This is a genomic window from Pseudogulbenkiania sp. NH8B (assembly GCF_000283535.1).
Classification (GTDB): Bacteria; Pseudomonadota; Gammaproteobacteria; order Burkholderiales; family Chromobacteriaceae; genus Pseudogulbenkiania; species Pseudogulbenkiania ferrooxidans.
Genome location: NC_016002.1, coordinates 1,594,397 through 1,617,979, shown reverse-complemented (window position 1 = coordinate 1,617,979; position 23,583 = coordinate 1,594,397). Strand labels below are relative to the sequence as shown.

At 62.9% G+C, this 23,583-nt stretch carries 21 protein-coding genes; 3 read left to right on the top strand and 18 right to left on the bottom strand.

Features of this window, described 5'->3' with window-relative positions; all coding sequences use genetic code 11:
* Positions 1-382: 382 nt before the first annotated feature.
* From speA to NH8B_RS07485, 6 genes are all read right to left on the bottom strand, one after another.
* Complete coding sequence (speA, locus tag NH8B_RS07510) at positions 383-2,272, bottom strand: arginine decarboxylase (protein ID WP_014086739.1); 1,890 nt, start codon at positions 2,270-2,272, stop codon at positions 383-385.
* A gap of 593 nt (positions 2,273-2,865) precedes the next feature.
* Positions 2,866-4,248: a sensor domain-containing protein gene (locus NH8B_RS07505; RefSeq protein ID WP_014086738.1), complete on the bottom strand. Its 1,383-nt coding sequence runs from the start codon at positions 4,246-4,248 to the stop codon at positions 2,866-2,868.
* A gap of 178 nt (positions 4,249-4,426) precedes the next feature.
* Positions 4,427-5,326 carry an ABC transporter permease subunit gene (locus NH8B_RS07500; protein WP_014086737.1) on the bottom strand — a complete coding sequence of 300 codons (900 nt, stop codon included), beginning with the start codon at positions 5,324-5,326 and terminating at the stop codon, positions 4,427-4,429.
* Entirely contained in the window at positions 5,319-6,239 is a 921-nt protein-coding gene (locus NH8B_RS07495; RefSeq protein WP_041702882.1) for an ABC transporter permease subunit, read from the bottom strand. Before NH8B_RS07495 ends, NH8B_RS07500 begins: the two co-directional genes overlap by 8 nt.
* Before the next feature lie 10 nt (positions 6,240-6,249).
* A complete protein-coding gene (locus tag NH8B_RS07490; RefSeq protein WP_014086735.1) occupies positions 6,250-7,395 on the bottom strand; it encodes an ABC transporter ATP-binding protein in 1,146 nt (381 codons plus the stop codon).
* Positions 7,396-7,943: 548 nt separating this feature from the next.
* On the bottom strand, positions 7,944-9,716 hold the full coding sequence (locus NH8B_RS07485; RefSeq protein ID WP_014086734.1) for a GGDEF domain-containing protein: 1,773 nt from the start codon (positions 9,714-9,716) through the stop codon (positions 7,944-7,946).
* Between the two features lie 206 nt (positions 9,717-9,922).
* Between NH8B_RS07485 and NH8B_RS07480 the strand changes: the two genes are divergently transcribed.
* The 3 genes from NH8B_RS07480 to astE all read left to right on the top strand — a co-directional run bounded on the left by NH8B_RS07480 (position 9,923) and on the right by astE (position 12,762).
* The gene (locus tag NH8B_RS07480) at positions 9,923-10,711 is read left to right on the top strand and encodes an alpha/beta fold hydrolase (RefSeq protein WP_008953802.1); all 789 of its coding nucleotides are present in this window, start codon (positions 9,923-9,925) and stop codon (positions 10,709-10,711) included.
* Positions 10,712-10,731: 20 nt separating this feature from the next.
* Positions 10,732-11,523, top strand: a complete 792-nt coding sequence (locus NH8B_RS07475; protein ID WP_014086732.1) for an enoyl-CoA hydratase-related protein — start codon at positions 10,732-10,734, stop codon at positions 11,521-11,523.
* Positions 11,524-11,748: 225 nt separating this feature from the next.
* Positions 11,749-12,762, top strand: a complete 1,014-nt coding sequence (astE, locus tag NH8B_RS07470) for a succinylglutamate desuccinylase (protein ID WP_014086731.1) — start codon at positions 11,749-11,751, stop codon at positions 12,760-12,762.
* Positions 12,763-12,826: 64 nt separating this feature from the next.
* Here astE and flgL read toward each other — a convergent pair whose 3' ends face one another.
* From flgL to NH8B_RS07410, 12 genes are all read right to left on the bottom strand, one after another.
* Complete coding sequence (flgL, locus tag NH8B_RS07465; protein WP_041702881.1) at positions 12,827-13,741, bottom strand: flagellar hook-associated protein FlgL; 915 nt, start codon at positions 13,739-13,741, stop codon at positions 12,827-12,829.
* A 24-nt stretch (positions 13,742-13,765) separates the two neighbouring features.
* A complete protein-coding gene (flgK, locus tag NH8B_RS07460) occupies positions 13,766-15,562 on the bottom strand; it encodes a flagellar hook-associated protein FlgK (protein ID WP_014086729.1) in 1,797 nt (598 codons plus the stop codon).
* Between the two features lie 48 nt (positions 15,563-15,610).
* Positions 15,611-16,579, bottom strand: coding sequence for a flagellar assembly peptidoglycan hydrolase FlgJ (gene flgJ, locus NH8B_RS07455; protein WP_014086728.1), 969 nt, complete (start codon positions 16,577-16,579; stop codon positions 15,611-15,613).
* 92 nt (positions 16,580-16,671) lie between these two features.
* The gene (locus tag NH8B_RS07450; RefSeq protein WP_014086727.1) at positions 16,672-17,772 is read right to left on the bottom strand and encodes a flagellar basal body P-ring protein FlgI; all 1,101 of its coding nucleotides are present in this window, start codon (positions 17,770-17,772) and stop codon (positions 16,672-16,674) included.
* 36 nt (positions 17,773-17,808) lie between these two features.
* Entirely contained in the window at positions 17,809-18,492 is a 684-nt protein-coding gene (locus NH8B_RS07445; protein ID WP_014086726.1) for a flagellar basal body L-ring protein FlgH, read from the bottom strand.
* 30 nt (positions 18,493-18,522) lie between these two features.
* Positions 18,523-19,305 carry a flagellar basal-body rod protein FlgG gene (flgG, locus tag NH8B_RS07440; RefSeq protein WP_008953794.1) on the bottom strand — a complete coding sequence of 261 codons (783 nt, stop codon included), beginning with the start codon at positions 19,303-19,305 and terminating at the stop codon, positions 18,523-18,525.
* Positions 19,306-19,341: 36 nt separating this feature from the next.
* Positions 19,342-20,082 (bottom strand): flagellar basal-body rod protein FlgF, encoded by a 741-nt coding sequence (gene flgF / locus NH8B_RS07435; protein WP_008953793.1) that lies wholly within the window; start codon positions 20,080-20,082, stop codon positions 19,342-19,344.
* 22 nt (positions 20,083-20,104) lie between these two features.
* Positions 20,105-21,364, bottom strand: a complete 1,260-nt coding sequence (gene flgE / locus NH8B_RS07430; RefSeq protein WP_014086725.1) for a flagellar hook protein FlgE — start codon at positions 21,362-21,364, stop codon at positions 20,105-20,107.
* A gap of 36 nt (positions 21,365-21,400) precedes the next feature.
* Complete coding sequence (locus tag NH8B_RS07425; protein ID WP_008953791.1) at positions 21,401-22,093, bottom strand: flagellar hook assembly protein FlgD; 693 nt, start codon at positions 22,091-22,093, stop codon at positions 21,401-21,403.
* Between the two features lie 17 nt (positions 22,094-22,110).
* Entirely contained in the window at positions 22,111-22,521 is a 411-nt protein-coding gene (gene flgC / locus NH8B_RS07420; protein WP_008953790.1) for a flagellar basal body rod protein FlgC, read from the bottom strand.
* 2 nt (positions 22,522-22,523) lie between these two features.
* Positions 22,524-22,934, bottom strand: a complete 411-nt coding sequence (gene flgB / locus NH8B_RS07415; RefSeq protein ID WP_014086724.1) for a flagellar basal body rod protein FlgB — start codon at positions 22,932-22,934, stop codon at positions 22,524-22,526.
* A 220-nt stretch (positions 22,935-23,154) separates the two neighbouring features.
* The gene (locus NH8B_RS07410) at positions 23,155-23,574 is read right to left on the bottom strand and encodes an OsmC family protein (RefSeq protein ID WP_008953788.1); all 420 of its coding nucleotides are present in this window, start codon (positions 23,572-23,574) and stop codon (positions 23,155-23,157) included.
* Between the last annotated feature and the right edge of the window lie 9 nt (positions 23,575-23,583).

Sequence of the window (23,583 nt, the reverse complement as noted above, 5' to 3'; positions counted from 1 at the left end):
CCTTTGCTCGTCCATCCGGCCTGAGCGACCGGGGAGAACCGTTTGGTGGTCCCTGCGCGCGCGCTGTTGCGCTGCGGCCGGAAATCGTTTTGTTGTTGGCCCGCCAGGGTTGGTGGGTGTCACCCTGGCCGGCGGCTCCTTATATTGCACGAAGCGTGCCAGCCGGACGGCCCGAATACAATTCGCAACATACTGTTTTTATTGAGTTTTTTTTAACGACATCGGCATGGGTACGGAAGGACGGAATGGCGTCTTCCCCGCTGTTCGGTTATCCGAACGGGCGGACCGGGCGGCGGCGGCGGCTTTCCTGCCCGCCCAAACGAAAAAAGGTTGGCCGAAGACGATGCTTCGGCCAACCTTTGGCAAGGGAAAAACGGGGCGATCAGACCGACAGGTAGGACGACTGCTTCAGTCCGCGGCAGAACTCGGCGAAGTAGGTGTTGCGCTCGTCGGCCGACAGCTTGGCGGCACGCGCCTTTTCCTCGTAACGGTTGAGGATTTCCTCCGGCGACAGGTGCACGTAACGCAGCATGTCCTCGATGGTGTCGTGCTCCTCCACGCCCGAAAACTCCAGGCGGCAGCCCTCGCGCACGAACACGTTGACCGAGTCGGTGTCGCCGAACAGGTTGTGCATGTCGCCCAGAATCTCCTGGTAGGCGCCGACCAGGAAGGTCGCGATCAGGTACTCGTCACCCGGCTTCACCGCGTGCACCGCCATGGTCGACTCGATGCTCTGCTGATCGACGTAGTGCTTGATCTTGCCGTCCGAGTCGCAGGTCAGGTCCTGCAGCACCGCGCGCCGCGTCGGCTGCTCGTCGAGACGATGCACCGGCATGATCGGCAGCACCTGGTCGATGGCCCAGGTATCCGGCAGCGACTGGAACACCGAGAAGTTGCAGAAGTACTTGTCGGCCATCTTGTCGGTGAGCTGGTCGAACACCTGGCGCTGCGAGCGCTGGTGCGTCAGCTGCAACTGCCCGTGCAGGCGGCGGCACAGCGCGTAATAGAGCTGCTCCGCCGTCGCCTTGTCCTTCAGGCGCAGACGACCCTCGGCGTACATCTCGGCCACCTCGGCCACGTAATGACTGGCGCGGTGGTAGGTTTCGGTGACCATCTCGGCGTCGGTGAGATGGGTCAGCTCGTAGAGCTTGCGCACCGGCTGCGCCAGCATGTCCAGATCGTCCAATTCCGGCACGCTTTCCGGCAGACGCTCGACGTCGGTCACGTTCATGATCAGCACGGCGTGGTGCGCGGTCATGGCGCGCCCCGACTCGGACATGATGCGCGGATGCGGCAGGCCGTTCTCGTCGCAGAACTCGGCCAGCATCGACACGATCACGTGCGCGTACTCATCCATGTCGTAGTTGATCGAGCTGGCGTTGCGCGAGTGGGTGCCGTCGTAATCGACCCCCAGCCCGCCGCCGACGTCGACATGGTCGATCGGCAGCCCCAGATCGCGCAGCTCCCCGAAGTAGCGGATCGCTTCGCGGAAGCCCAGGCGATAGTCGGCGATGTTGGCGATCTGCGAGCCCATGTGGAAGTGCAGGAGGCGCACGCAATCGGCCATGCCGGCAGCGTCCATCTTGCCCGCCACGTCGATCAGCTGCGACGCCGACAAGCCGAACTTGCCCTTCTCGCCGCCGGTGTCGGCCCACTGGTTATCGGAATTCAGCGACGACAGCCGCACGCGCACGCCGACCAGCGGACGCACGCCGAGTTTCTGCGCCTCCTCGATCACTAGGTCGACCTCGACCTCCTTCTCGATCACGATGAAGACGCGGTGGCCGAGCTTCTGCCCAATCAGGGCCAGGCGCACGAAGTCGCGGTCCTTGTAGCCATTGCAGGTGATGGTGCAGCCCTTGGGCGCCAGCGCCAGCACCGCCATCAGCTCCGGCTTGGAGCCGGCTTCCAGCCCGATGGAGACGCTCGGCGTGGCGATGATGCTCTTGATCACCGCCTCCTGCTGGTTCACCTTGATCGGATAGAGCGCGGTGTACTGGCTGCCGTAGCCGACGTCGGCGATGGCCTTGTCGAACGCGCCGCACAGCCGGGTCACGCGGTCTTGCAGGATGTCCGGGAAGCGCACCAAGAGCGGCAGGTCCAGCCCCTTGTCGGACAGCGCGTGCACCAGGTCGTACAGATCGATTTCGCAGTTTTGCTGACGGGTATTGGGGCGGACCTTGACGTGGCCGTCGTCCCCAACCTCGAAATACCCCGCCCCCCAATGCCGGATGCCGTACAGGCTCCGGCTCTCAGCCACAGACCAAGCCATGAGTTTTTCCTTCAATGATTCGATGGAGAACCCCGCTCCTTAGTGCGCGGCTTTCGGGCTTGCGAGCTTTTATGTGGGCCTGGGATGTCGGAGCGAAACAATCTTTTTGTGCGTTATTGCGATGCAAAACGAGCGCGGATTTTAGCAACATCACGCACGATGACAAGGAGAATTTTGAGCCGGCGCCACCATCGCGCCACAGCCGCCCCCGAGAGCCGCTCGACACGCCGCCACGAGAGGCCACCAACGCTGCCCGATACCGCGCCGAAGCGGAAAGCAACTGGAAATACAGGGTCATGCCACGCCCCCCTTCCCATCGGCACGGAGACCGGCGATGCGTGTCTGACCAGCTTCGCCAAGTGCCGGCAGGCAACGCTACGTCGGCAGACTAGGCAGAGGCTTGCCGCCGCCATCACCCAGCGCCCGGTCCTGCCACCCCGTCCCGCCAGGGTAGCCCCGGACGATGTCAGGACGATGAAAGCCGCATCACCCCACCCTTTGGCCCGTGTTTGACGCCCGTAGCGCGGCAGCGTTCCCCTGGCATGACCTCAACTGCGGTGATGACGGCCCACACCCTCGGGAATCGCCAGCGCTTAGACCGATGACTCGGCCCGTGCGCCGTCATCGAGCTTTTGCGCAGCGCCCTCCGCCGTCTTCTTGGCGCGATACATGGCGTCATCGGCATGCTTGAGCAGCTGCTGCTCCTCGTCGCCGTGCTCGGGAAACAGCGCGACCCCGATACTCGGCAGGATGCGCAGGTGCCGGCCGTCGAGGTTCAGCGGATGATCGAGGGCGCTGCGGATTTTCTCGGCCACCAGCCAGGCGTGCTCCGGCAAGGCAATGCTCTCCAGCAGCACCACGAATTCGTCGCCGCCGATGCGCGCCACGGTATCGCTTTCCCGCACGCACTGCCTGAGCCGACGGGCCACCTCTTGCAGCAGCAGATCGCCGGTGGCGTGGCCAAAGCTGTCGTTCACCTGCTTGAACTTGTCCAGATCGAGATACAGCAGGGACAAGCGTCCCTGCTCGCGCCGCGCCCTTGCCAGCGCCGCTTTCAGGCGGCCGTACAGCAAGCGGCGGTTGGGCAGACTGGTCAATTCGTCGTACTGCGCCATCTGCTGCAGTCTGGCATGCAGCTGTTTGCGCTCGATCGCAGTGGCAATCTGGGCCGAGACGAACTGCAGCAACTCCTTGTCTTTCTCAGTGTAACGCACGCCATCAGCATAGCTCTTCAGTACCAGGGCGCCGATGATGCCCTTGAACGAGTTGAGCGGAACCGCCAGCCAGCAGGCGGCATCCGTGGAGACCGCAGCCCGGAGAGGCGGAGGCAAGGCATCCGCCGTCTCGGGGGTCAACAGCAGCGGCTGCCCGGTACGGATGACCTCTTCGCACAGCAGGGTAGTGGCGGGGTTGCGCGGCACCGGGGAATGATTGCCGGCATCGACATGGTACGGAAAACTCAGGCGCTCTTGCCCCGCGTCGTACAGCGCCACGGAAAATTTCTGCGCCGGCAGCAGGTTGCCGACGACCTGCCGAATATGCTGAAACAAGGCCAGCAGATCCTCGGCCCCATGCGCCGCCTCGGAAATGGCGTACAGCGCCGTCTGCAACGACTCCGCCCGCTTGCGCTCGGTTATGTCACGGGCCACGGCCACCCTCACCTGGTCGGCCTCCGACCAGCGCGCCGACCACATGATGTGGACCACCTGGCCGTCCTTGCGCACATAGCGATTCTCGAAATGCGGCTTGGCATCCCCCGCCATGATCTGGCGGGCCGCCTCCTGCGTTCTGGCGCGATCTTCCGGCAACACCAGCTCGATCATCGGCTTGCCGATCAATTCCGCTTGCGTATAGCCAAAGATGCGCTCGCAGGCGGCGCTGACGAAAACAAAGCGCCCCTCGATATCGACGATACAGATGGCGTCGAGCAGAAGGTCGATGAAGCTTGCCAAGGGCGCACCGTTTTTTGTGTCCATGAGCTAAGCATATTGCCTGAAAAGGTAAAGCGTTAGGAATCGATCGATGTCCGGTGCCGCCACTTTAGCGCCGGTCATCGCACACTACCAGGGAATCCTCCCCGCCACGCACGATCCGCCGCTCCCAAGCAAGAAGGCGGACAGACTCTTGCGAATCCGCCCGCCTCCGGACCAGCCATCAGGGGGCCGTCGCCACCGCCCCTCCCGCCCCGCTGCCAGGCGGGCTAGGCGCGTCGTTTTCGCGCATGGCCGCCGCCATGGCACGCGCCCGGTTGCGCTGGGCACTCAGCATCAGATAGTTGGCAACCAGCACGAAAATCCCCACCAGCAGCACGGTGATCGCCGCCAGCGCGTTGATCTCCGGGTTCAGGCCCAGGCGCACCTTGGAGAAGATCACCATCGGCAACGTGGTCGCCCCCGGCCCGGACAGGAAGGACGTCGTCACCAGGTCGTCCAGCGACAGCGTGATCGACAGCAGGAAGCCCGAGGCGATGGCTTGCGACACCAGCGGCAGCGTGATCAGGAAAAAGATCTTCATCGGGCGGGCCCCCAGGTCCATCGCCGCCTCTTCCAGGCTCTTGTCGATCTCGATCAGGCGCGAGCGCACCACCACCGCGACGTAGGCCATGCACAGCGTGGTATGACCGGCCCAGATGGTGAAGAAGCCGCGTTCCGAAGGTTGGCCGAAGAACTGCTGCATCGAGATGAACAAGAGCAGCATCGACAGGCCGGTGATCACTTCCGGCATCACCATCGGCGCCGTCATCATGCCGGCGAACAAGGTGCTGCCGCGAAAACGCCCGAAGCGCGCCAGCACGAAGCCGGCGATGGTCCCCAGCACCACCGCCGCCGTCGCGGAGGCCAACGCGATCTTGATCGACAGCGTCACCGCCGAGATGATCTGATCGTTCTGCATCAGCGACACGTACCAGCGCGTCGAGAAACCGCCCCACACCGTCACCAGCTTGGAGGCATTGAACGAATAGATGATCAGGCTGACGATCGGCACATAAAGGAACAGGAAACCCAGCAGCAACACCCCCTTGAGCGTCTTGGGCAGCGGATTGCCGTTATACATTTTTCCCCTCCAGCTGACGGGTTTCATAGCGGTGGAACAGCGCAATCGGCACGATCAGGAACAGCACCATGATGGTCGCCACCGCCGAGGCCATCGGCCAGTTATTGTTGTCGAAGAACTCGTTCCACAACACCTTGCCGATCATCAGCACGTCCGGCCCGCCCACCAGTTCCGGAATCACGAATTCGCCCACCGCCGGGATGAACACCATCATCGCGCCGGCGATAATGCCGTTCTTGGACAGCGGCAAGGTGATGGTCCAGAAGGTCTTGAGCGGTCGCGCCCCCAGATCGTTGGCCGCTTCCAGCAGGGTCACGTCCATTTTCACCAGGTGCGCGTAGAGCGGCAGGATCATGAACGGCAGGTAGGCGTACACCATCACCAGATAGAGCGAGAACTGGTTGTGGAACATCTCCAGAGGCTGGCTGATCAGCCCCATCGACATCAGCAGGTTGTTGATGATGCCGTTGGGCTGGAGCAAGCCCATCCAGGCGTACACCCGCAGCAGGAACGAGGTCCAGAACGGCAGCATCACCAGCATCAGCAGCACATTGCGGATGGCCGGATTGGCACGGGCGATGGCATAGGCGATCGGGTAGCCGATCAACAGACAGGCCAGCGTGGTGAACAACGCCACCTCGAGCGACGACACATAGGTGTCGAGATACAGCTCGTTGGTGAAGATGAACAGGAAATTGGACAGGTTGAGCGCGATGTTCAGCGTGCTCATGTCGCCGTCGTACTTGATCAGGTGCGTGAACGGCGGAATCGCCAGATCCTGATCGGCGAAACTGATCTTCAGCACGATCAGGAACGGCACCAGGAAGAACACCAGCAGCCACAAGTAAGGCACCGAGATCACGGCCCCCTTGCCCGGCTTGAAACGCTCGAGAATGGAACGCAGCATAGTCATCACCCTTCCCTCACATAGTCAGCACAACGGGCAAGTCGGGGCGCCAGCGGATGTTCACGCTCTCGCCCCAGGTCGGCGGCTCTTCGCCCGCCTCGTACCAGCGCGACGACGGCACCACCGACTTCACCACCTTGCCGCTGGGCAGCCGCACGTGATAGATCGAGTAGCTGCCCAGGTAGGCGATGTCCTCGATCTTGCCGCGCGCCGCGTTCGGCGCCGGGGTGAATTCGCCACGATCGAGCCGCACATCCTCGGGACGGATGCTGGCCCAGACCTGCATGCCCTTGGGTCCGGTGATGCCGTGATCGATCCGGACGCGCCCACCTAGTTCGGTGGACTCGATTTCCACGCCGTCCGGCTCGTCCACCACTACCTGGCCCCCGAAGATATTGGTTTCGCCGATGAACTCCGCGGTGAAGCGGCAATTCGGGAAGTCGTAGATTTCGGTCGGGGTACCCACTTGCAGCAGCCGGCCCTCGCTCATGATGCCGATGCGCGAAGCCATGGTCATCGCCTCTTCCTGATCGTGCGTCACCATGATGCAGGTCACGCCGACGGTTTCCAGCGTGTTGACCAGCTCCAACTGGGTCTGCTGGCGCAGCTTCTTGTCCAGCGCGCCCAAGGGCTCGTCCAGCAGCAGCAATTTCGGACGCTTGGCGAGACTTCTCGCCAGCGCCACGCGCTGCTGCTGGCCGCCGGAGAGCTGGTAGGGCTTGCGCGAGGCGAACTTGCGCAGTTGCACCAGATCGAGCATCTCCGTGACGCGTGCGGCGATCTGGTCCTTGGCCAGCTTGTCCTGCTTGAGGCCGAACGCGATGTTCTGCTCGACCGTCATGTGCGGGAACAGCGCGTAGCTCTGGAACATCATGTTGATGGGCCGATCGTACGGCGCGAGAGCGGTGATGTCCTGGCCGTCGAGGATGATCTTGCCGGCGGTCGGCCGTTCCATGCCGGCCAGCATGCGCAGCAGCGTGGACTTGCCGCAGCCGGAGCTCCCCAGCAGGGCGAAGATTTCATTGCGGCGAATGGTGAGATCGACATGATCGACGGCGAAGTGATCGCCAAACTTCTTCACGATCCCGGATATCTGCAGATAGGGCTTCTCGTCAACCTGAGCCCCGGCCGCCGTCTTGGGCTGTGCGACAGCATCCATCATGATGGTCAAATCTCCCTCTGGCGCACGTCGGACCACCGCCGTCGATACGCCGATTCATCGAATGCCCCCGCTCTCGTCGGGGTGCTGGTTATCGTCTGTTACCGGATTCGGTACACCTGCGTTCTTGCCTGGCGTCGCGTGCCGACCAAGCGGCACGCACCTCCACTTAAACCGGGAAAGAATACCAAAACCGCCCCCAAAGGGCGCATTTTAATCTGCCGGGGTCATATGGAAATCAATAAGCGAACGCCATGCCAGCCAGGCAGCCCCCCTCGCCCGGCAGCACGGCCTCCCGCCCGTTCCGCCCCCGAGCCACCACGCGGCATCCGCATCGCCCTCTCTAGCGGCAAGCACCGCCCGGCAGCGACCGTCGGCATGGGAAAAGAGTAGTGCCGTTCAATAAAATTGACAAATCAAAAGCAGCCCGAACGACGGAAACGCACAAGGAAACGACGGTTTACCACAAGGCCCGACCCCTCCATCGAGAGCGGGAAATAAAAAAGACCGGCTTATGCCGGTCCGCCCTGTTTAACGATCAAGCACATGGTCTAGCGCTTGTCCGTACCCGTCCCCCGGCGCTCGATGAACAGACTGCTGCCGGCCTGCTTCTTGGCCATCTTCTTGGCATCGGCCACCGCCAGCGAGACCTCATGATGCGACAGGAACTGTCCCGGCCTGGCGGGAAGCACACCGATCGACACGCTGGTGAGCGGGAAGAAGATCAGCTCGCCGTTGCGCGCCGTCACTTCGAAGCCCCCCATCAGGCGGTGCTCCTGCCCGAAATGCACCTGGACTTGGCGATCGAAGGCCGCGATCACGTCGAGCAGACGCGCCTCCCAGCCCTCGCTCTGCATCAGCAACACAAAGTCGTCGCCGCCGATATGCCCCACCCAGTCGCGGGCCGGGTCAGCCACCTGTTGCAGCAAGTATCCCAGCAGGCGGATCAGGTCATCGCCGGCGGCATAACCGTAGAGATCGTTGAACGGCTTGAAATGATCGAGGTCGGCATAGGCCACGATAAAAGGCTCGCCGCTGTCGAGCAGGCGGTCGATGGTCTCGGAAATCGGCACGTTACCTGGCAGCCCGGTCAGGGGGTTGGCGTAGCGCGCCGCCGAGATTTGCATCTCGGTGATCTTGCGCATCAGGTCGTAGCCGGTACCCATGCCGAGATAACGGCCGTTTTCGGTGATGATGAAGCCATCGATCAGGTGCCGGCGCTCGGCGGCCACCACCAGGCTCGACAGCTCCTGCACGCCCATCTCGGCACCGACGATCAGCGGCTGCTGATCCATCAGGGTGCGGCACGGCTTCTTGCCGTACAACTCACGATTGAACGGCCGGGCAAAGCTTTCCAGGAAATCGTGCCGGCGCAGCAGCCCGACCGGCACGCCGCCACTCACCACCGGAATGGCAAAGCGCTCCGGCGCCTCGACGAACAGCCGGTAGGCAACTTCGTTTGCCACCGTCTGCTCCAACGGCATGACCTCGACCAGCAGATCGCGCGCCATCGCCTGGCGTGGCGCACCCAAGCGCTCGCGCGCCTCGGCGTACAAAAGGGAACGCACTTCGGCCGGCACCTCGCGCGCCGGCAGCAGCGCCGGCCGGGCAAACAGATAGCCTTGCCCGTAGCGCACCCCGAGCCGCCGCAGTACGCGCAACTCGTCTACCGTCTCGATGCCCTCGGCCACCAGCAAGGCACCGGATTGCCTCGCGATGTCGACCATCGAACGCACGAACTGCTCCTTGAGCGGATCGTGCTGGATTTCCTGGACGAAATGCTTGTCGAGCTTGACCACGTCGGGACGCAGCTCGGACCACAGCCGCATATTGGAGAAGCCCTCGCCCAAATCGTCCAGCGCAATACGGAAGCCACTGTCGCGGTAATGGCTCGCCGCCTCGCGCAGCGCCTGGTACGTGGCGTTGGGGTGGGTTTCGGTGAGCTCGATGACGATGCGTTCGCTGGGCAACCCCAGCATGTTGAGAAACGCCAGCGTCTCGCCCGATTTATGCTCCGGCGCCAGCAAGGTCTGCGGACTGATGTTGAGGAACAGACAACCCTGCAGTTGATGCTCGATGAACGCCTCGGCGGTGACACGCCGGCAGGCCCGCTCCAGCGAGACCAGCGCACGACATCGTTCCGCCGCGGCGAACAGATTGAGCGGCGAGTGCAGAGGGCTGTTGGAAGGCCCGCGGATCAGCCCTTCATAACCGAGGATACTCCCCTCTTCCATGTCCACGATGGGCTGGAAGACCGGCAACAGCTTGCGCTCGTTGATGATGATTTCCAGCTCCTGGCAAAGGGAGGTATCGCAAACCGGCATAAGAAGCTCGTTTCTGGTGTAACTACTTTTTTAACAGCAGTGAAATATATCGTTAAAGGATGACAGGATCGTGACGATGAACGCCCAATCATTACAAAGGCAGATTTTGCCGGTGCAGTGGCTCAGGCCGGGAATACGCTGACTGGCCATGCGCCGAATCTTGGGAATAGAATGAAATCTGGATAATGCCGGTGGGACGCACAGCCATGCCTCATGCCACACTGAACGGACAAAGTATCTATTACGAACTGAGCGGCCACGGCGACAAGACGCTGGTGCTGTTCAACGGCATCACCATGTCCACGGCCGCCTGGACCATGATGACCCCGCCGCTCGAAGCGCACTACCAGCTGCTGCGGCTCGACTTTCTCGGTCAGGGCCTGAGTGACAAGCCAGTCGCCGACGTCTACCCGCTGGAACAGCAGGCAGAGCTGGCGTGGCAGCTGCTGCAACACCTGTCGATCGACAAGGTGCACCTGGCCGGCCTGTCCTACGGCGGCATGGTGGCGCAGTACTTCGCCCACCGTCACCCGGAATGCCTCGAGCACCTGCTCCTGGCTTCGACCCTGGCCTGGTCGGACGAGGTGAACTCCCGCATCAGCGACAGCTGGATCGCCGCCGATGCCGCCGGCGGCCTCGACCTGCGCTACGACGTGAGCATCCCCTGGTTCTTCTCCAGCCGCTTCCTGGTCGGCAACGCCGCCCAGCTGGCCGAGCTGAAGATCATCGCCGGCATGGTCGACTGGCCCGCCGTCACCCGCCTGATCGCCGGGGTCAAGCGCCACGACGCGCGCACCTGGCTCGCCGAGATCAAGGTTCCCACCCGCGTCATCGTCGGCAACGAAGACCGCCTGACGCCGCTCTACCAGTCGGAAATCCTCGCCAACAGCATCCCCGGCGCCTCGCTGCATGTGCTGCCGGCCATCGGCCACGTGATGCACATCGAAGCACCGGACATCTTCGCCCACGAGATTCTGCGCTTCTGCACGCCCTGACACACTCGGGAGAACCCGCCATGTTGCATCCCATCCTGCACTCCGTCGACGACCAGGGCATTGCCACCCTCCGGCTCAACCGGGCGGAACTGCATAACGCCCTGGACGACACGATGATCGTCCAACTCACGAGCGCGCTGGAAACCCTGACCGCGGATGCGCGCGTCCGCGCCATCGTGCTGGCGGCCGAAGGCATCAGCTTCTGCGCCGGGCACGACAGCGCCTGGATGCAGCGCATGGCAGGCTTCGGCCAGGAGGAGATCAAGCAGCATGCGCGCTTGCTGGCAACCTTGCTCGGCACCCTCGACAACTGCCCGAAACCGACCATCGCCCGTGTCCAGGGCTCGGCCTTTGGCATCGGCGCCGGCCTGCTGGCCTGCTGCGATGTCGCGATCGGCGCATCCGAAGCGCTGTTTTGCTTCTCCGACGTCAAGCTCGGCATGATTCCGGCCTCGGTGGCACCGTATGTGATGCGCGCCATCGGCGAGCGCGCCACCCGGCGCTACTTCATCACGGCCGAGCGCTTCAACGCCGGCAAGGCCAAGCGCCTGGGGCTGATCCATCTGGTGGTGGAGCACGAGGAGCTGGACATGGCGGTGGCCCAGATGTGCCGCCAGGTCTTGCTCAACGGCCCTCAGGCGATGGCAGAGGCCAAGCAGCTGGTGCGCGAACTGGGCGGCAGGGCCATCACGGCTGACACGATCGAGACGACCATCGCGCGCATCGCCCAGATTCATGCCAGTACCGAAGGCCAGGAAGGCGTCGCCGCGTTTATCGAACAACGCGCACCATCCTGGATTCATCGCGAGTGAGCCCAAGCCGCGGCACGGCGATATTGCACCGGCCAAGCCCCCGGTCACGGGCGTGACGTGGGGCCGGCCTGATCGCCGCCATGGTCGCGTTTCGGCCAACCTTGCCGGCCAGGCAGGAGGACTTCCGCAATTACGCCATCAAACTTCATCTCTGCGGCACCGCTACAGACGGCACCGGCCCTTTCGTGAAGAATAGGGCCATCCTCCTCACGAAAAGCGTGCCTGATGAGCCAGTCTTCCCTCTCCTACGATTTCCTGACCGCCACCCTGCAAGACCAGCTTCCCATGGCACGTGAATGGCCGTTGGCAAACGGTGTGACGGCACGCTGGCGCGAGCGAGGCATTCTCGAGCTGGTCCCGCCCCAACTGGACGACCATACCGACCGCGTACTGATTTCCTGCGGTGTTCACGGCAACGAAACCGCGCCGATCGAAGTTGCCAACGGCATTCTGCGCGACATCGAGCAAGGCCGACTGCCGCTGGCGGTGCACCTGCTGCTGATGTTCGGCAATCCGGACGCGATGCAGGCGGGCGAACGTTACCTCGATTACGACATGAACCGCCTGTTCAACGGCCAGCACGCCAAGCACCCAGCCACCCGCGAAGCGCAGCGCGCGGCGGTTCTGGAAAATGCCGCCGCGGCGTTTTTCGAGCAGGCTCCGAACGGCTGCCAGCGGCTGCACTACGACCTGCACACCGCGATTCGCGGCTCGGTCTTCGAGCGCTTTGCCATCTACCCCTACCTCCACGAGCGCGACTACAACCGCGAACAGCTGTGCTGGCTGGAGTCGGCCGACATCACCACGGTGCTGCTGCACAGCCAGCCTGCCGCAACGTTCACTTACTACACCAGCCGTCACTGTCAGACGGATGCCTTGACGCTCGAACTGGGCAAGGCCCGCCCCTTCGGCCAGAACGACCTGTCACGCTTCGAAGGCATCAACCAGGCCTTGCGACGGCTACTGAGCGGCCAGCGCGATCCGCTGCCAGCCTTTGCCAACGAACGCTTCCAGCTGTTCCGAGCCAAATACGACCTGGTCAAACACAGCGACCAGTTCCGTCTCCATCTGCACGATCAGGTCGAGAATTTCACCCTGCTCGAAGACGGCTTCGTCATCGCCGAAGACCTGGACGTGCGCTACCAGGCCCACGGCGGCAACGAGCGCATCCTGTTCCCCAACCCCAAGGTCGGCAATGGCCTGCGCGCCGGCATCGTCATCGAGCCAGTGGCCATCTGAAGAGCCGTCCTAAAAACAAAACAGCCGGGATTTCCCGGCTGTTTTCGTTAGCACACCCCTAGGGTCACGACAGGTAGTTGAACAGCGACAAGCCGCTGACCTTCTGGAAGGTCAGCTGCGAATACTGCAGCGCTGACTGTGCCAGGGTGAAATCGCTGATGGTCTTGGGCAGATCCAGATCGTCCAAATTGCTGAGCCGCGTCTTGTACTGGACATCCAGATCCTGCCCGACCGATTGCAGTGTTTCATTCTCGCTGCGCCGCGAACCGATCGAGGCCTGGACCGTCGACAGGTTCACTTGGGCGGCATCCAGCCCGGAGAGGATACTGCTCAGCTGGGTCGAAAAATTTGCCGGCTTCGGATCCTGACCCAACAGATTGTAGAAATCCCGCACCGTATTGAACACCGCGGTATCGCTGCTAGCGTTTCCGTACACGGCCGACCCGACCTCGGTAATCGGCACCTGCCGTTCCGCGCTGATCTGCACATCGCGACGCCCCGTATCGCCGGTGTAGGTCACGTTGAGCGAGCTGTCCGCCACGAAGGGAGGGCTGTCGATGGCGTTGCCGCCATAGAGGTAGTTACCGCGACTGTCGCTTGTGTTGGCGTAACTCACCAGCTGATTGAAGCGCTCCTTCACATCGGACTGGATCATCTTCAGCTGTGTCGTGGCCAGCCCGCCGTTGCCGGCCTGAATCGCCAGCTCCTTCAAGCTGGCCAGCAGACCATTGGCACTGTTGAGCGAGGTTTCAGAAATGGCCAGAGAGGACTCGACCGCGTCGCCGTTCTTGACGAACTGCAGGTTACGCCCTTCCGACTGGGATACCTCCAGCATCTGGGCCGACGCCACCGGATCGTCCGACGGCACCACGACCCGTTTCTGGGTGGACAATTGCTCTTGCAGCTTGTTAAGGGTGTACTGGTTACCCTGGATACCGGTGTAGCCCTGAGTGAACACCATGCTGGTACTGATTCGCATCGCTATACGTCTCCGGTATTGGCCTTAGCCGATCTGCAGCAGCGAAGAGAAAAGTTGCTGCGCGATCTGGATGACCTTGCTCGAGGCCTGATAGGCCTGCTGATACTTGATGAGGTTGGCGGCCTCTTCGTCGAGATTGACCCCTGATATGGCGTCGCGCGCTTTTTGCGCCTCCTGCAGGACATTGGTCTGGGCCGTGGAGGTCACCGCCACCTCGTTGGTCACGCTGCCGACATAACTGACCATGCTGGCATAGTGGGAAGCGAAGGAGGTCAGCGACGAACTGGTATCGGCACGGTCATCGTCGACCAGTGGCCGGGTCTGCAGCTTGGTCATTTCCAGCAGGTTGGCGTTGTCACCGGCTCCGATCGGGGCCGCATTGGGAACGACGGACAGCGTCAGTCCCGTGGTCAACTGGCCCGAGAGCTTGAATGCAATGCCGGCATCGACGGCCGGGCTACCCGATACCAGCTTGTATCCGTTCTCGACGTTCGGCTGCGGCACCACGTTGTACGTGGTCGTCCCGGCACCGTTGACGACGGTCGCCGTCATGGTCGTGCTGTCGATTGAAAGGCTGGTCAGGTTGTAAGACGGATGGGCGGTCACGTCCGGTGCGCCGGCGGCACTGGCGGACGACCAGCCATAATTACCCGGCAAGGTACTGTAGACCCCGCTGATGGTGAGGCCACTACCGGTCGGCGATACCGCCGGGCTGCCCGGTTTCAGGTTGGATGCGGTAGCCAATCCCTTCGGATCGGTCATGGTCACCTGCAAGGCACTGGCCGCACCGCGCGGATCGCTGGCGTAAGCGCTCAGGTCGGTGAACAAGGGCTGGCCGGGCTGGCCATTCAGATCCAGCCCGAGTTGCTGCTGATAATTGATCGCGGTGGCGAAATCGATGGCCAGATTGCCGAGCCGGGTCCGTGCCTCGGTCAGGGTATTATCCCGAAAGTCGAACAATCCACCCAACGCCCCGCCCTGGATCAGGCTGGTCGGAATCACCGTATTGCTGCCACTGGTGCTCTGGTACACCAGTTGCAGTTGCTGTGGATCGGCCGGGTCTGGCTGCGTGGCTAGCTGGTTGGCCTGGTTACCTAGCACCAGGGTCTGTCCATTGCCGATGAACACGCTGTAGGAGCCATCCGATTGCGGCACCACCGAGGCCTTCACCTGTTTGTTGAGCTCCAGAATGGCCTGGTCGCGCTGATCCAAGAGATCGTTGGGGGCGCTGAGCGTGGTGCCGCCGGAGGTCTTCACGGTCAGCCCGGAGATGCGCTGGTTGAGGTCCGCGATCTGGCTGGCCAAGCCATTGATGGTGTCCACAGAGGCCTTGATGCGGGTGCTCACCCCACTCGCCATTTCCTGCAGCTGACCATCCAGGGTACGAAACTTGGTGGCCAATGCCTGGGCATTATTGATCGCCGTCTGCCGGCTGGGGATGGCCGACGGGGCGGACGACAGGGTTTGCAGGCTGCCGAAGAAGTCCTGCAGCGAGGGGCTGACACCGACCGTGGAATCCGCCATCAGCGAGTCCACCTGCTTGAGGAAATCCAGCTGGCCCGAGTAGTAACTATCCGTAGCCTGGGCGCTTTGCACCTGCTGGGTCAGGTAATCGTCGTAGACCCGGTTGACGTGGGTCAGGTCGACCCCCTGCCCGATGAAACCGTAGCTGGCACTCTGCGGGTAACGCGCAGCCTGCTGCGTCACCTGACGGGTGTAGCCGGCAGTGTTGACGTTGCTGATGTTGTGGCTGGTCACCGTCAGGGCGCCTTGCGCCGCATTCAGCCCGCTGACGCCGATCGAAAAAATACTCGTACCCATATCGCACCTCTGATTGCTATATCGGCCTGCCCGGCACGATCTTGAGCCTTAAGCCCCGCGAGAACGCTGGGAAACCGCACCCATCACCCCCACCAGCTTCTGGGCGTAGTGGGGATCGGTGGCATAGCCTCCGCTTTGCAGTCCTCGCGCGAATGCCAGCATGTCGCCCCCCTGGTTCAGGGCGGACTGGTAGCGCGACGAACCGGAGAGCAACTTGGCGTAGTCGGCAAAGGCCTCACTGTAGGACGCGTAGGCGCGGAATTTATCTATTTTCTTGACGGCATTGCCGTTCACGTACTCGGTGGTCAAGACATCGACGGAATCGCCCTGCCAGTTGGCGCCGGCCTTGATGCCGAACAGGTTGTGGCTCTCCTTGCCGTCAGCCGTCTTGATCGAGCGTTTTCCCCAGCCGCTCTCGAGCGCGGCGTGCGCCAGCACCAGTTCCGGCGCGACCCCCAGCTGCTGGGCGGCGTCCCTGGCGTGAGGTAACAGGGAGGTCACGAAGGATTCGGCCGTGCCACCCACGGCGCCCGTCGTCGGGCTTGGGGCTTCGCTTGCGGGGTTGGTTAATCCTGCAGCCGCCTTCGACTGGATGGTCTGATACGCACGGATGGCCTGGTTGACCATCGGCAGCATGGAGGACGCCGGTGCCAAGCGCTCGACTGTGGGGGACGCATCATTATCCAGTTGCGCGGCATGGGCCAGCTGCCGCGACAGGACATCGGCCAGGCCCACCCCTCCCGATTTGCTCATGGTCTGGAGCAATTGCTGGTCCAGCATGCCGCGGTAGGTGCCCATGGCATTACTGTCCTCCTCGCCATCGAACGACGTCTCGCGCATGGTCTTCAACAAGGTTCCCATGAACAGGGACTCAAACTGTTGTGCGGCGGCCTTGATCGCGGCTTGCGGGTCTTTGCGTGCGGCTACCTGCAAGGCGGCGGTCTGGCCGGGGTCGACGGCGAGGCGCTGGCTGGCCGTGCTGGCATCGTTCGGCAACGTTGGAAAACTGACACTCATCCTGATCTCCTCGGCGCAGAAAAAGCAAGAAACGGGCCAACGAAAAAGGGAGGGCTATCCCTCCCCTTGCCACCAAACGCCGGCCGCTTCGCTCAGATGATCTGCAGCTCCGCCTTGAGCGCACCGGCCGCTTTCATGGCCTGCAAAATGGACAACAAGTCCTGTGGCGTGGCGCCGAGCGCATTCAGCGCGTTCACCACCTGGGACAGGTTGGCCCCGCGCGGCAGCCCGATCACCTTGCCCCCTTCGCTCTTGACGTTGACGCTGGCCTGGTTGGTGACGACCGTCTGCCCACCCGACAGGGGCGCCGGCTGGCTCACCTGCGGGGTGCTGCTGACCGAGACCGAGAGGTTGCCGTGCGCCACGGCGCAGGGGTCGATAGTCACGGACTGGTTCATCACCACCGAACCGGTACGGGCATTGAGAATGACCAGAGGGGAAGCTTCTGCCGGTGTCACGGCAATATTTTCCATCCGGGACAGGAACTGCACGCGGCGATTGGCGTCTTGCGGAGCGACCACTTCCACCAGCCTGCCATCCAACGCACGGGCCACGCCATCGCCAAGCTCACGGTTGATGGCCTGCACCACCCGATTGGCGGTGGTGAAGTCGGACTCGAACAGCTCGAGCTGGACTACGCCGCCCGAGCCGAGCGCGGTCGGAACCTCGCGTTCCACCGTCGCCCCGGCGGGAATGCGGCCGACGCTCAGGTGGTTGACTTGCGCCGAACTGCCCGCCGCAGACGCCCCGGCGCCACCCACCACCACGTTACCTTGCGCCATCGCGTAGATCTGCCCGTCCGCGCCTTTCAGCGGCGACATCAGCAGCGTGCCGCCGCGCAGGCTCTTGGCGTCACCAATGGAGGAAACGGTCACGTCGATGGCCTGCCCCTGGCGCGCAAACGGCGGCAGGGTGCCGGTGACGGTAACGGCGGCGACGTTCTTCGGATCGAGCTTGGTTCCGACCGGGATCTGCACCCCGAGCTGGTTGAGCATGCTCGACATCGACTGCGACGTGAACGGTGACGAGGTGGCCTTGTCACCACTGCCGTCGAGCCCGACCACCAGGCCATAGCCGATCAGCTGGTTGGTGCGAACACCGCCGATCGAGGCGATATCCTTGAGCCGCTGCGTGGCCAAGGCCGGAGACATGGCCAACACCCCGACCAGCAGCATACCTAGAAAACGTTTCATTCCCATCCCGCTATAAAGCACCGGCCATCGCCACCATCAGAATGGCAGCACCGTCATGAAAAACTTGGTCAGCCAGCCCGGCTCGGCAAACGAGCGGTTGTTGCCCTTGGATTGCTGTTCGATACGGGCATCGGCCACCTTGGTGGACGAGACCGTATTGCCGGTCTTGATGTCACGCGGATTCACCACCCCGGACAGCCGGATGTATTCTGTATCGCCATTGAGCCGTACCTGCTTCTCCCCGCTCACCACCAGATTGCCGTTGGCCAACACGTCGATCACGGTCACCGTGATCGAGCTGACGAACGAGGAGCTCGCCTGGTTGGTGCCCTTGCCACCCGAGGTGGCCGAGCCGTCGGCCGACAGGGAGGCCCCTGCCAGTTTCTTTTCGAGATAATCGGGAACGAAGGGAAGCTGCAGACCCGCCCCCATGCTGTTGCTGAGCGATGAGGTACGCTTGCCGGTGGTCTGCTCGGAGGCCGCCGTGGTGGTTTTCTCTTCGATGGTGACCGTCAGCGTATCGCCCACCCGTGCCGGGACGCGGTCGGCAAAGATCGGCTGGTAGCTTCCGGCCTGGAAGATGGAGCCGTTGCCGGGCAGGGCCTGCGGCGCCGGCTGGGGCCGCGCGCTCATCGGCTGCTGCACGATGGGCGGCTCGGGCACGGCACACCCGGACAACGCCGCGGCCAGCATGGCCATCACACCGAAAATCGCTTTCATCACAGGGCCTCTAGCTGGTCGACGCCAGCATTATAACTGGGCAATCCGCTGCAGCATCTCGTCCGCTGTCTTGATCGCACGCGAGTTCATTTCGAACGAACGCTGGGCGGTGATCATGTTGACCAGCTCTTCGGTGACGTTGACGTTGGAATCCTCGAGAAAGCCCGAGCGCACACTGCCGCGACCATCGGTGTTGGGGTCGCCATCCTGCGGGTCGCCCGACGCCTGGGTTTGCAGGTAGAGGTTCTGGCCGATGCTCTGCAGACCTTGCGGGTTGATGAAGGTGGTGAGCTGGATGGTGCCGGCGGTGGTGGGGGCGGTGCTATTGGGCTGGGTATATTGCACCACGCCCGCTTCCGAAATGGTGATGCCGGTGGCGTTAGCCGGGATGTTGATCGCCGGATCGAGCAGATAACCGGACGAGTTGACGATGTCGCCGTTCTCGTTGCGGCGGAATTCGCCGTTGCGGGTGTAGGCGATGGTGCCATCCGGCTGTTGCACGCGGAAGAAGCCGTCACCGTTGATGGCCAGATCGAGCGGCTGTTCGGTCGATTCCAGGTTGCCTTGCGAGTGGATGCGCGCGGTCGCCACCACGGTGGAGCCGGTACCGACTTGCAGCCCGGTCGGCAGGCTGTTGCCGTTGGTCAGTTGCGACCCCGGCTGGCGCAGGGTCTGGTAGTACAAATCTTCGAAGACCGCGTGGCCTTTCTTGAACCCCTTGGTATTGGAGTTGGCCAGGTTGTTGGAGACCACGTCCAGCTGGAACTGGCTGGAGTCCATGCCGGTCTTGGCGATGTAGAGGGCGCGCATCATGGCGAGTGTTCCTTAGTTTGGGCTTCGGCCAACCTCTCAGCTCAAGGCGAGAATCTGGCTGGCTTTTTGTTCGTTCTGGTCGGAGGTCTGCATCAGCTTGACGTTGAGATCGAACTGGCGCGCATGGGAAATCATCTGCACCAGGCTCTCCACCGCATTGACGTTGCTGCCTTCCAAGGCCCCCGACACCACCTTGACGTCGTCCGAGGCCGTGGCGTTGCCGCCCGCATTCAGGCGGAACAGGCCATCCTCGCCCTTGTACACGGCGCGCTCGCCCGGGTTGACCAGCTTGAGCTGGCCGGCGATCTGCGGCGTGCGATCGGCACCACTCGTCGGCGTGGTCACCACCGTGCCATCCGGACCGATCACCACGCTGGAGCCGGTCGGGACGGTGATCGGCCCGCCATCGCCGAGGATGGGCAAGCCGCTGCGGGTGCGCAGCATGCCGTTGGGATCAGCAACGAAGCCGCCATCGCGGCTATAGGCTTCGCGGCCATCGGCTGTCTGCACCGTGAAGAAACCCGGGGTGCCCAGGGCGAAGTCGGTGTCGTTGCCGGTCTGCTGCAGGCTGCCCTGCGACAGGTCATGGCCGATGGTGTTGTCGACCACGTAGGTGCGGGTCGGCGCACCGTCGCCTACCACCGGCAAGGCCCGGAATGAGACCTGGTCGGCCTTGTAGCCGTTGGTGTGCACGTTGGCCAGGTTCTGCGAGGTGGTGGCCTGCTGCGTCATCACGTGTTTGGCGCCGGTCATCGCCAGGTAGATCATGCGGTCCATGGTGCCGTTATCCCGTTAATGCTCAGCGCAGGTTGATCAGGGTCTGCAGGATGGTGTCTTCGGTCTTGATCGACTGGGCGTTGGCTTGATAGAAGCGTTGCGCCACGATCATGTCCACCAGTTCGGAGTTCAGATCGACGTTCGACTGTTCCAGCGCCTGGGATTGGATTTCGCCCAGATCGGCGGACATCGGCGCACCGACCTTGGCGCCGCCGGTGGAACTGGCCACATCCTTCCACAGGTTGCCGCCCATCGACTGCAAGCCCTGGACGTTGGTGAAGTTGGCCAGCGCCACCTGGCCGATGGCCACGGTCTTGCCGTTGGAATAGGTGGCCTCGATGATGCCCTGGTTGTTGATGTTGGTGCTGGTCAGGGTGCCGGGCGCATTGCCGTCCGCCGCCAGCGAGTTGACCCCGAACGAGGAGTTGAACTGGGTCGACTTGGTGAGATCGACCGTGGCAATGGTCATCGGCGTCGTGCTGCCGTTAGGCGTGGTCGCCGTGTATTGGATGTTGCTGAGTACGCCACCGCTGGTCAAAACGCCGTTGGTATCGAAGCTCAGCGTCTGCGGCCCGGCGGGCGAGGTGACTGCCGTGCCATCGACATAGAGGTTGACGGTCCAGTCGGTGCCGGTCGTGGTGGGCGTGCCCTTGACGAAGTAGAAGCTGAGGTCGTGGGTGTTGCCCAGGCTGTCGTAGACCTTGACCGAGGTGGCGGAATTGTAGGTGCTGGTATCCGTCGGGTTCACCGTCGGCGTCGGGCTGATGACCGTCGCGCTGGAGTTCAGGTTGACGCCCAGATCGACGTTGCTGGTGGCGGTCGGCGAGATCAGGCTGGTCTGGAATTGCAGGTCGACCGGGGTAGCGGTGTACTGGATCACGCCGTTCTGGGCGGCATAGCCTTGCAGCTTGTAGCCGTCGCCGTTGACCAGATAGCCGTTGGCATCGACCTGGAAGGCGCCGTTGCGGCTGTAGGCATCCTGGCTGGACGCCGCACTGGGCGACTTCAGAACGAAGAAGCCTTTGCCGGAAATGGCCAGGTCCAGGTTGTTGCCGGTGGAGTTGATGTTGCCCTGGTCGAACAACTGGCTGACCTCCGCCGTGCGTACGCCGATGCCGGCCTGGGCGTTGGAGACACCGTAGAGGCTGGAGCCGTACATGTCGGCGAACTCGGAGCGTGAACGCTTGAAGCCGTTGGTGCTGGCGTTGGCCACGTTGTTGCCGACCACTTCCAGTTGCTTGGACGCTGCAGCCAGGCCACTCAAACCCTGTTGGAAACCCATTTCTTACTCTCCCGGTACGCTTTCAGTACTGCAGCATCAAGACACTTGAACGATGTTGGCGATGGCCACGCGGCCACCTTGCGGCGTCACGATGTAGGGACTGCCCTTGTCCCACACCACGGCGTCGACGTGCTGGTTGGAGAGCGGCTCGGCCGTCACCGACGTGGTCTTGCCGTTGCTCTCGTTGGTGGCGGCGACGCTGAAGGTGTACACCCCGGCGGCGGCGGCGTTGCCGTCCTTGTCGGTGCCGTCCCAGTTGAAGGTGGTCAGGCCGCTGTCGACATTGTTCATGGTGAAGGTGTCGATCACCTCGCCGTTCGCGTTCTTCACGGTGATCGCCAGGTTCTGCGCCGAGCCATCGAGAATCACGCCGCCCTGCGCCGTGCCGCCTTGCGCCAGGGTGAGGGTGTTGCCGTCGATCATCGCGCTCTTGCCGACCAGCGAAGCCGCCAGCAGCGACTGGGTGCCGTACTGGCTCTGCAGCAGCGAGTTGATCGATTTGCTGAGGTTCTCGAGGCCGGTCACCTGGCTGATCTGCGCCATCTGCGAGGTGATCTCGTTGTTTTCCATCGGATTCAGCGGGTCCTGCGACTTGAGCTGGGTGGTCAAGAGCGTCAGGAAGCGGTTCTGGATACCTTCCGCCGAGGACGCCGAGACAGAGGACGACGAGGTGCTGTTGCCGGTGTTCAAAACGGTGTAGGGGTTATTGGTCGTGGACGTCACGGTCATGTCTCAGCCCTCCAGGCTTATTGCCCCAGCTGCAGGGTCTTCTGCAGCAGGTTCTTGGCGGTATTCATCAGTTCGACGTTGGTCTGGTAGGACCGCGCGGCGGAAATCATGTCGGCCATCTCCTCCACCGGGTTGACGTTGGGCAGGTTGACGTAGCCGCGCTGGTCGGCCAGCGGATTACCCGGGTCGTATTTGAGGCGCGGCGGGGTGGTGTCTTCCACCACCGAGGTCACACGCACGCCGGCCACCTGCGGCTGAGTGGCCGACACCGGGATGGCGGTGAACACCACGTGCCGCCCCTGGTAGGGCTGGCCGGTCGAGCTGGTGGCGCTCTCGGCGTTGGCGATGTTGCTCGCGACCACGTTGAGGCGCATCGACTGCGCGGTCAGCGCCGAACCGGCAATGGTGAAGACGTTGCTCAGCGACATGCTTACTGACCTCCCTTGATGGCTTCGTTCAGGCTGGAGATGCGGCGATTGAGAAAGGTCAGCGTGGACTGGTATTGCATGGCGTTATCGGTGAAGGCCGCGCGCTCGACGTCCATGTCCACGGTGTTGCCGTCCAGGCTGCGCTGCACCGCGCTGCGGTACTTGAGCTCGGGAGCGCCGGCTCCGCCCGCGCCAGACGACGAGGCGATATGGGCCGGGTCGGTGACGTTCAGGGCCAGACGCGATTGCGTGCCCTGCGCCGACTGCAGCGCCGACGCGAAATCGAGATCCACCGCCTTGTAGTTCGGCGTATCGGCGTTGGCGATGTTGCTGGCGATCACCTCGGCGCGCTTGGCGCGCAGAGTGAGCGCCTGCTGCTGGAAATCGAAATAGTGGGCAATCTTGTCGAGCATGACCTTCTCCTGGATGACACCCCAAAAGCATTTTTCATGCCAACACGATCACTAGGGGCAAGGGCTTGAAAAGACGGGAATTCGCCCGGAAGACGACGGAGCGGCAAGCTGTACAGGACGGCAAAGCGGCAACTATTGCCGCCCTGGCGGCAGCGATGAAAAACGCCACCCTTAAGGTGGCGCCGTGACACGCTGCCAACGTTGGCCGAAGCCTGCTGGCTCAGGCGGGTTCGCGCAGCTCGAAATCGTGGGTGATGTCGGCGGTCTTGCCCAGCATGATCGAGGCCGAGCAGTATTTTTCGGCGGACAGCTTGATGGCGCGCTCGACGGCGTCGGGCTTCAGCTCGCGGCCGACCACGACGAAGTGGAAATGGATGCGGGTGAACACCTTGGGGTCGGTGTCGGCGCGGTCGGCGTCGATATCGACCCAGCAGTCGTGCACGTCCTGGCGCGACTTCTTCAGGATGCCCAGCACGTCGTAGCTGGTGCAGCCGGCGGTGCCGAGCAGCAGCAGTTCCATCGGGCGCGGGCCGAGGTTGCGGCCGCCGCCTTCGGGCGCGCCGTCCATCACCACGGCGTGACCGCTGCCGGTCTCACCCATGAAACACACCCCGTCGATCCATCTCAGTTTGGCCTGCATTGTTGTCCT

Excerpts from the sequence above, each read along its gene's own strand:
- flgJ (WP_014086728.1), bottom strand. The coding sequence starts at position 16,579 with ATGAGTGTCAGTTTTCCAACGTTGCCGAACGATGCCAGCACGGCCAGC.
- flgB (WP_014086724.1), bottom strand. The coding sequence starts at position 22,934 with ATGCTCGACAAGATTGCCCACTATTTCGATTTCCAGCAGCAGGCGCTC.
- NH8B_RS07490 (WP_014086735.1), bottom strand. The coding sequence starts at position 7,395 with ATGATGGATGCTGTCGCACAGCCCAAGACGGCGGCCGGGGCTCAGGTT.
- NH8B_RS07485 (WP_014086734.1), bottom strand. The coding sequence starts at position 9,716 with ATGCCGGTTTGCGATACCTCCCTTTGCCAGGAGCTGGAAATCATCATC.
- flgG (WP_008953794.1), bottom strand. The coding sequence starts at position 19,305 with ATGATGCGCGCCCTCTACATCGCCAAGACCGGCATGGACTCCAGCCAG.
- flgC (WP_008953790.1), bottom strand. The coding sequence starts at position 22,521 with ATGTCGCTGAGCAACGTCTTCACCATTGCCGGTTCGGCGCTGACCGCG.
- NH8B_RS07450 (WP_014086727.1), bottom strand. The coding sequence starts at position 17,772 with ATGAAACGTTTTCTAGGTATGCTGCTGGTCGGGGTGTTGGCCATGTCT.
- speA (WP_014086739.1), bottom strand. The coding sequence starts at position 2,272 with ATGGCTTGGTCTGTGGCTGAGAGCCGGAGCCTGTACGGCATCCGGCAT.
- flgL (WP_041702881.1), bottom strand. The coding sequence starts at position 13,741 with ATGCGAATCAGTACCAGCATGGTGTTCACTCAGGGCTACACCGGTATC.
- NH8B_RS07500 (WP_014086737.1), bottom strand. The coding sequence starts at position 5,326 with ATGTATAACGGCAATCCGCTGCCCAAGACGCTCAAGGGGGTGTTGCTG.
- NH8B_RS07480 (WP_008953802.1), top strand. The coding sequence starts at position 9,923 with ATGCCTCATGCCACACTGAACGGACAAAGTATCTATTACGAACTGAGC.
- flgE (WP_014086725.1), bottom strand. The coding sequence starts at position 21,364 with ATGGGTTTCCAACAGGGTTTGAGTGGCCTGGCTGCAGCGTCCAAGCAA.
- NH8B_RS07505 (WP_014086738.1), bottom strand. The coding sequence starts at position 4,248 with ATGGACACAAAAAACGGTGCGCCCTTGGCAAGCTTCATCGACCTTCTG.
- NH8B_RS07495 (WP_041702882.1), bottom strand. The coding sequence starts at position 6,239 with ATGACTATGCTGCGTTCCATTCTCGAGCGTTTCAAGCCGGGCAAGGGG.
- flgF (WP_008953793.1), bottom strand. The coding sequence starts at position 20,082 with ATGGACCGCATGATCTACCTGGCGATGACCGGCGCCAAACACGTGATG.
- astE (WP_014086731.1), top strand. The coding sequence starts at position 11,749 with ATGAGCCAGTCTTCCCTCTCCTACGATTTCCTGACCGCCACCCTGCAA.
- NH8B_RS07425 (WP_008953791.1), bottom strand. The coding sequence starts at position 22,093 with ATGACCGTGACGTCCACGACCAATAACCCCTACACCGTTTTGAACACC.
- NH8B_RS07475 (WP_014086732.1), top strand. The coding sequence starts at position 10,732 with ATGTTGCATCCCATCCTGCACTCCGTCGACGACCAGGGCATTGCCACC.
- flgK (WP_014086729.1), bottom strand. The coding sequence starts at position 15,562 with ATGGGTACGAGTATTTTTTCGATCGGCGTCAGCGGGCTGAATGCGGCG.
- NH8B_RS07445 (WP_014086726.1), bottom strand. The coding sequence starts at position 18,492 with ATGAAAGCGATTTTCGGTGTGATGGCCATGCTGGCCGCGGCGTTGTCC.
- NH8B_RS07410 (WP_008953788.1), bottom strand. The coding sequence starts at position 23,574 with ATGCAGGCCAAACTGAGATGGATCGACGGGGTGTGTTTCATGGGTGAG.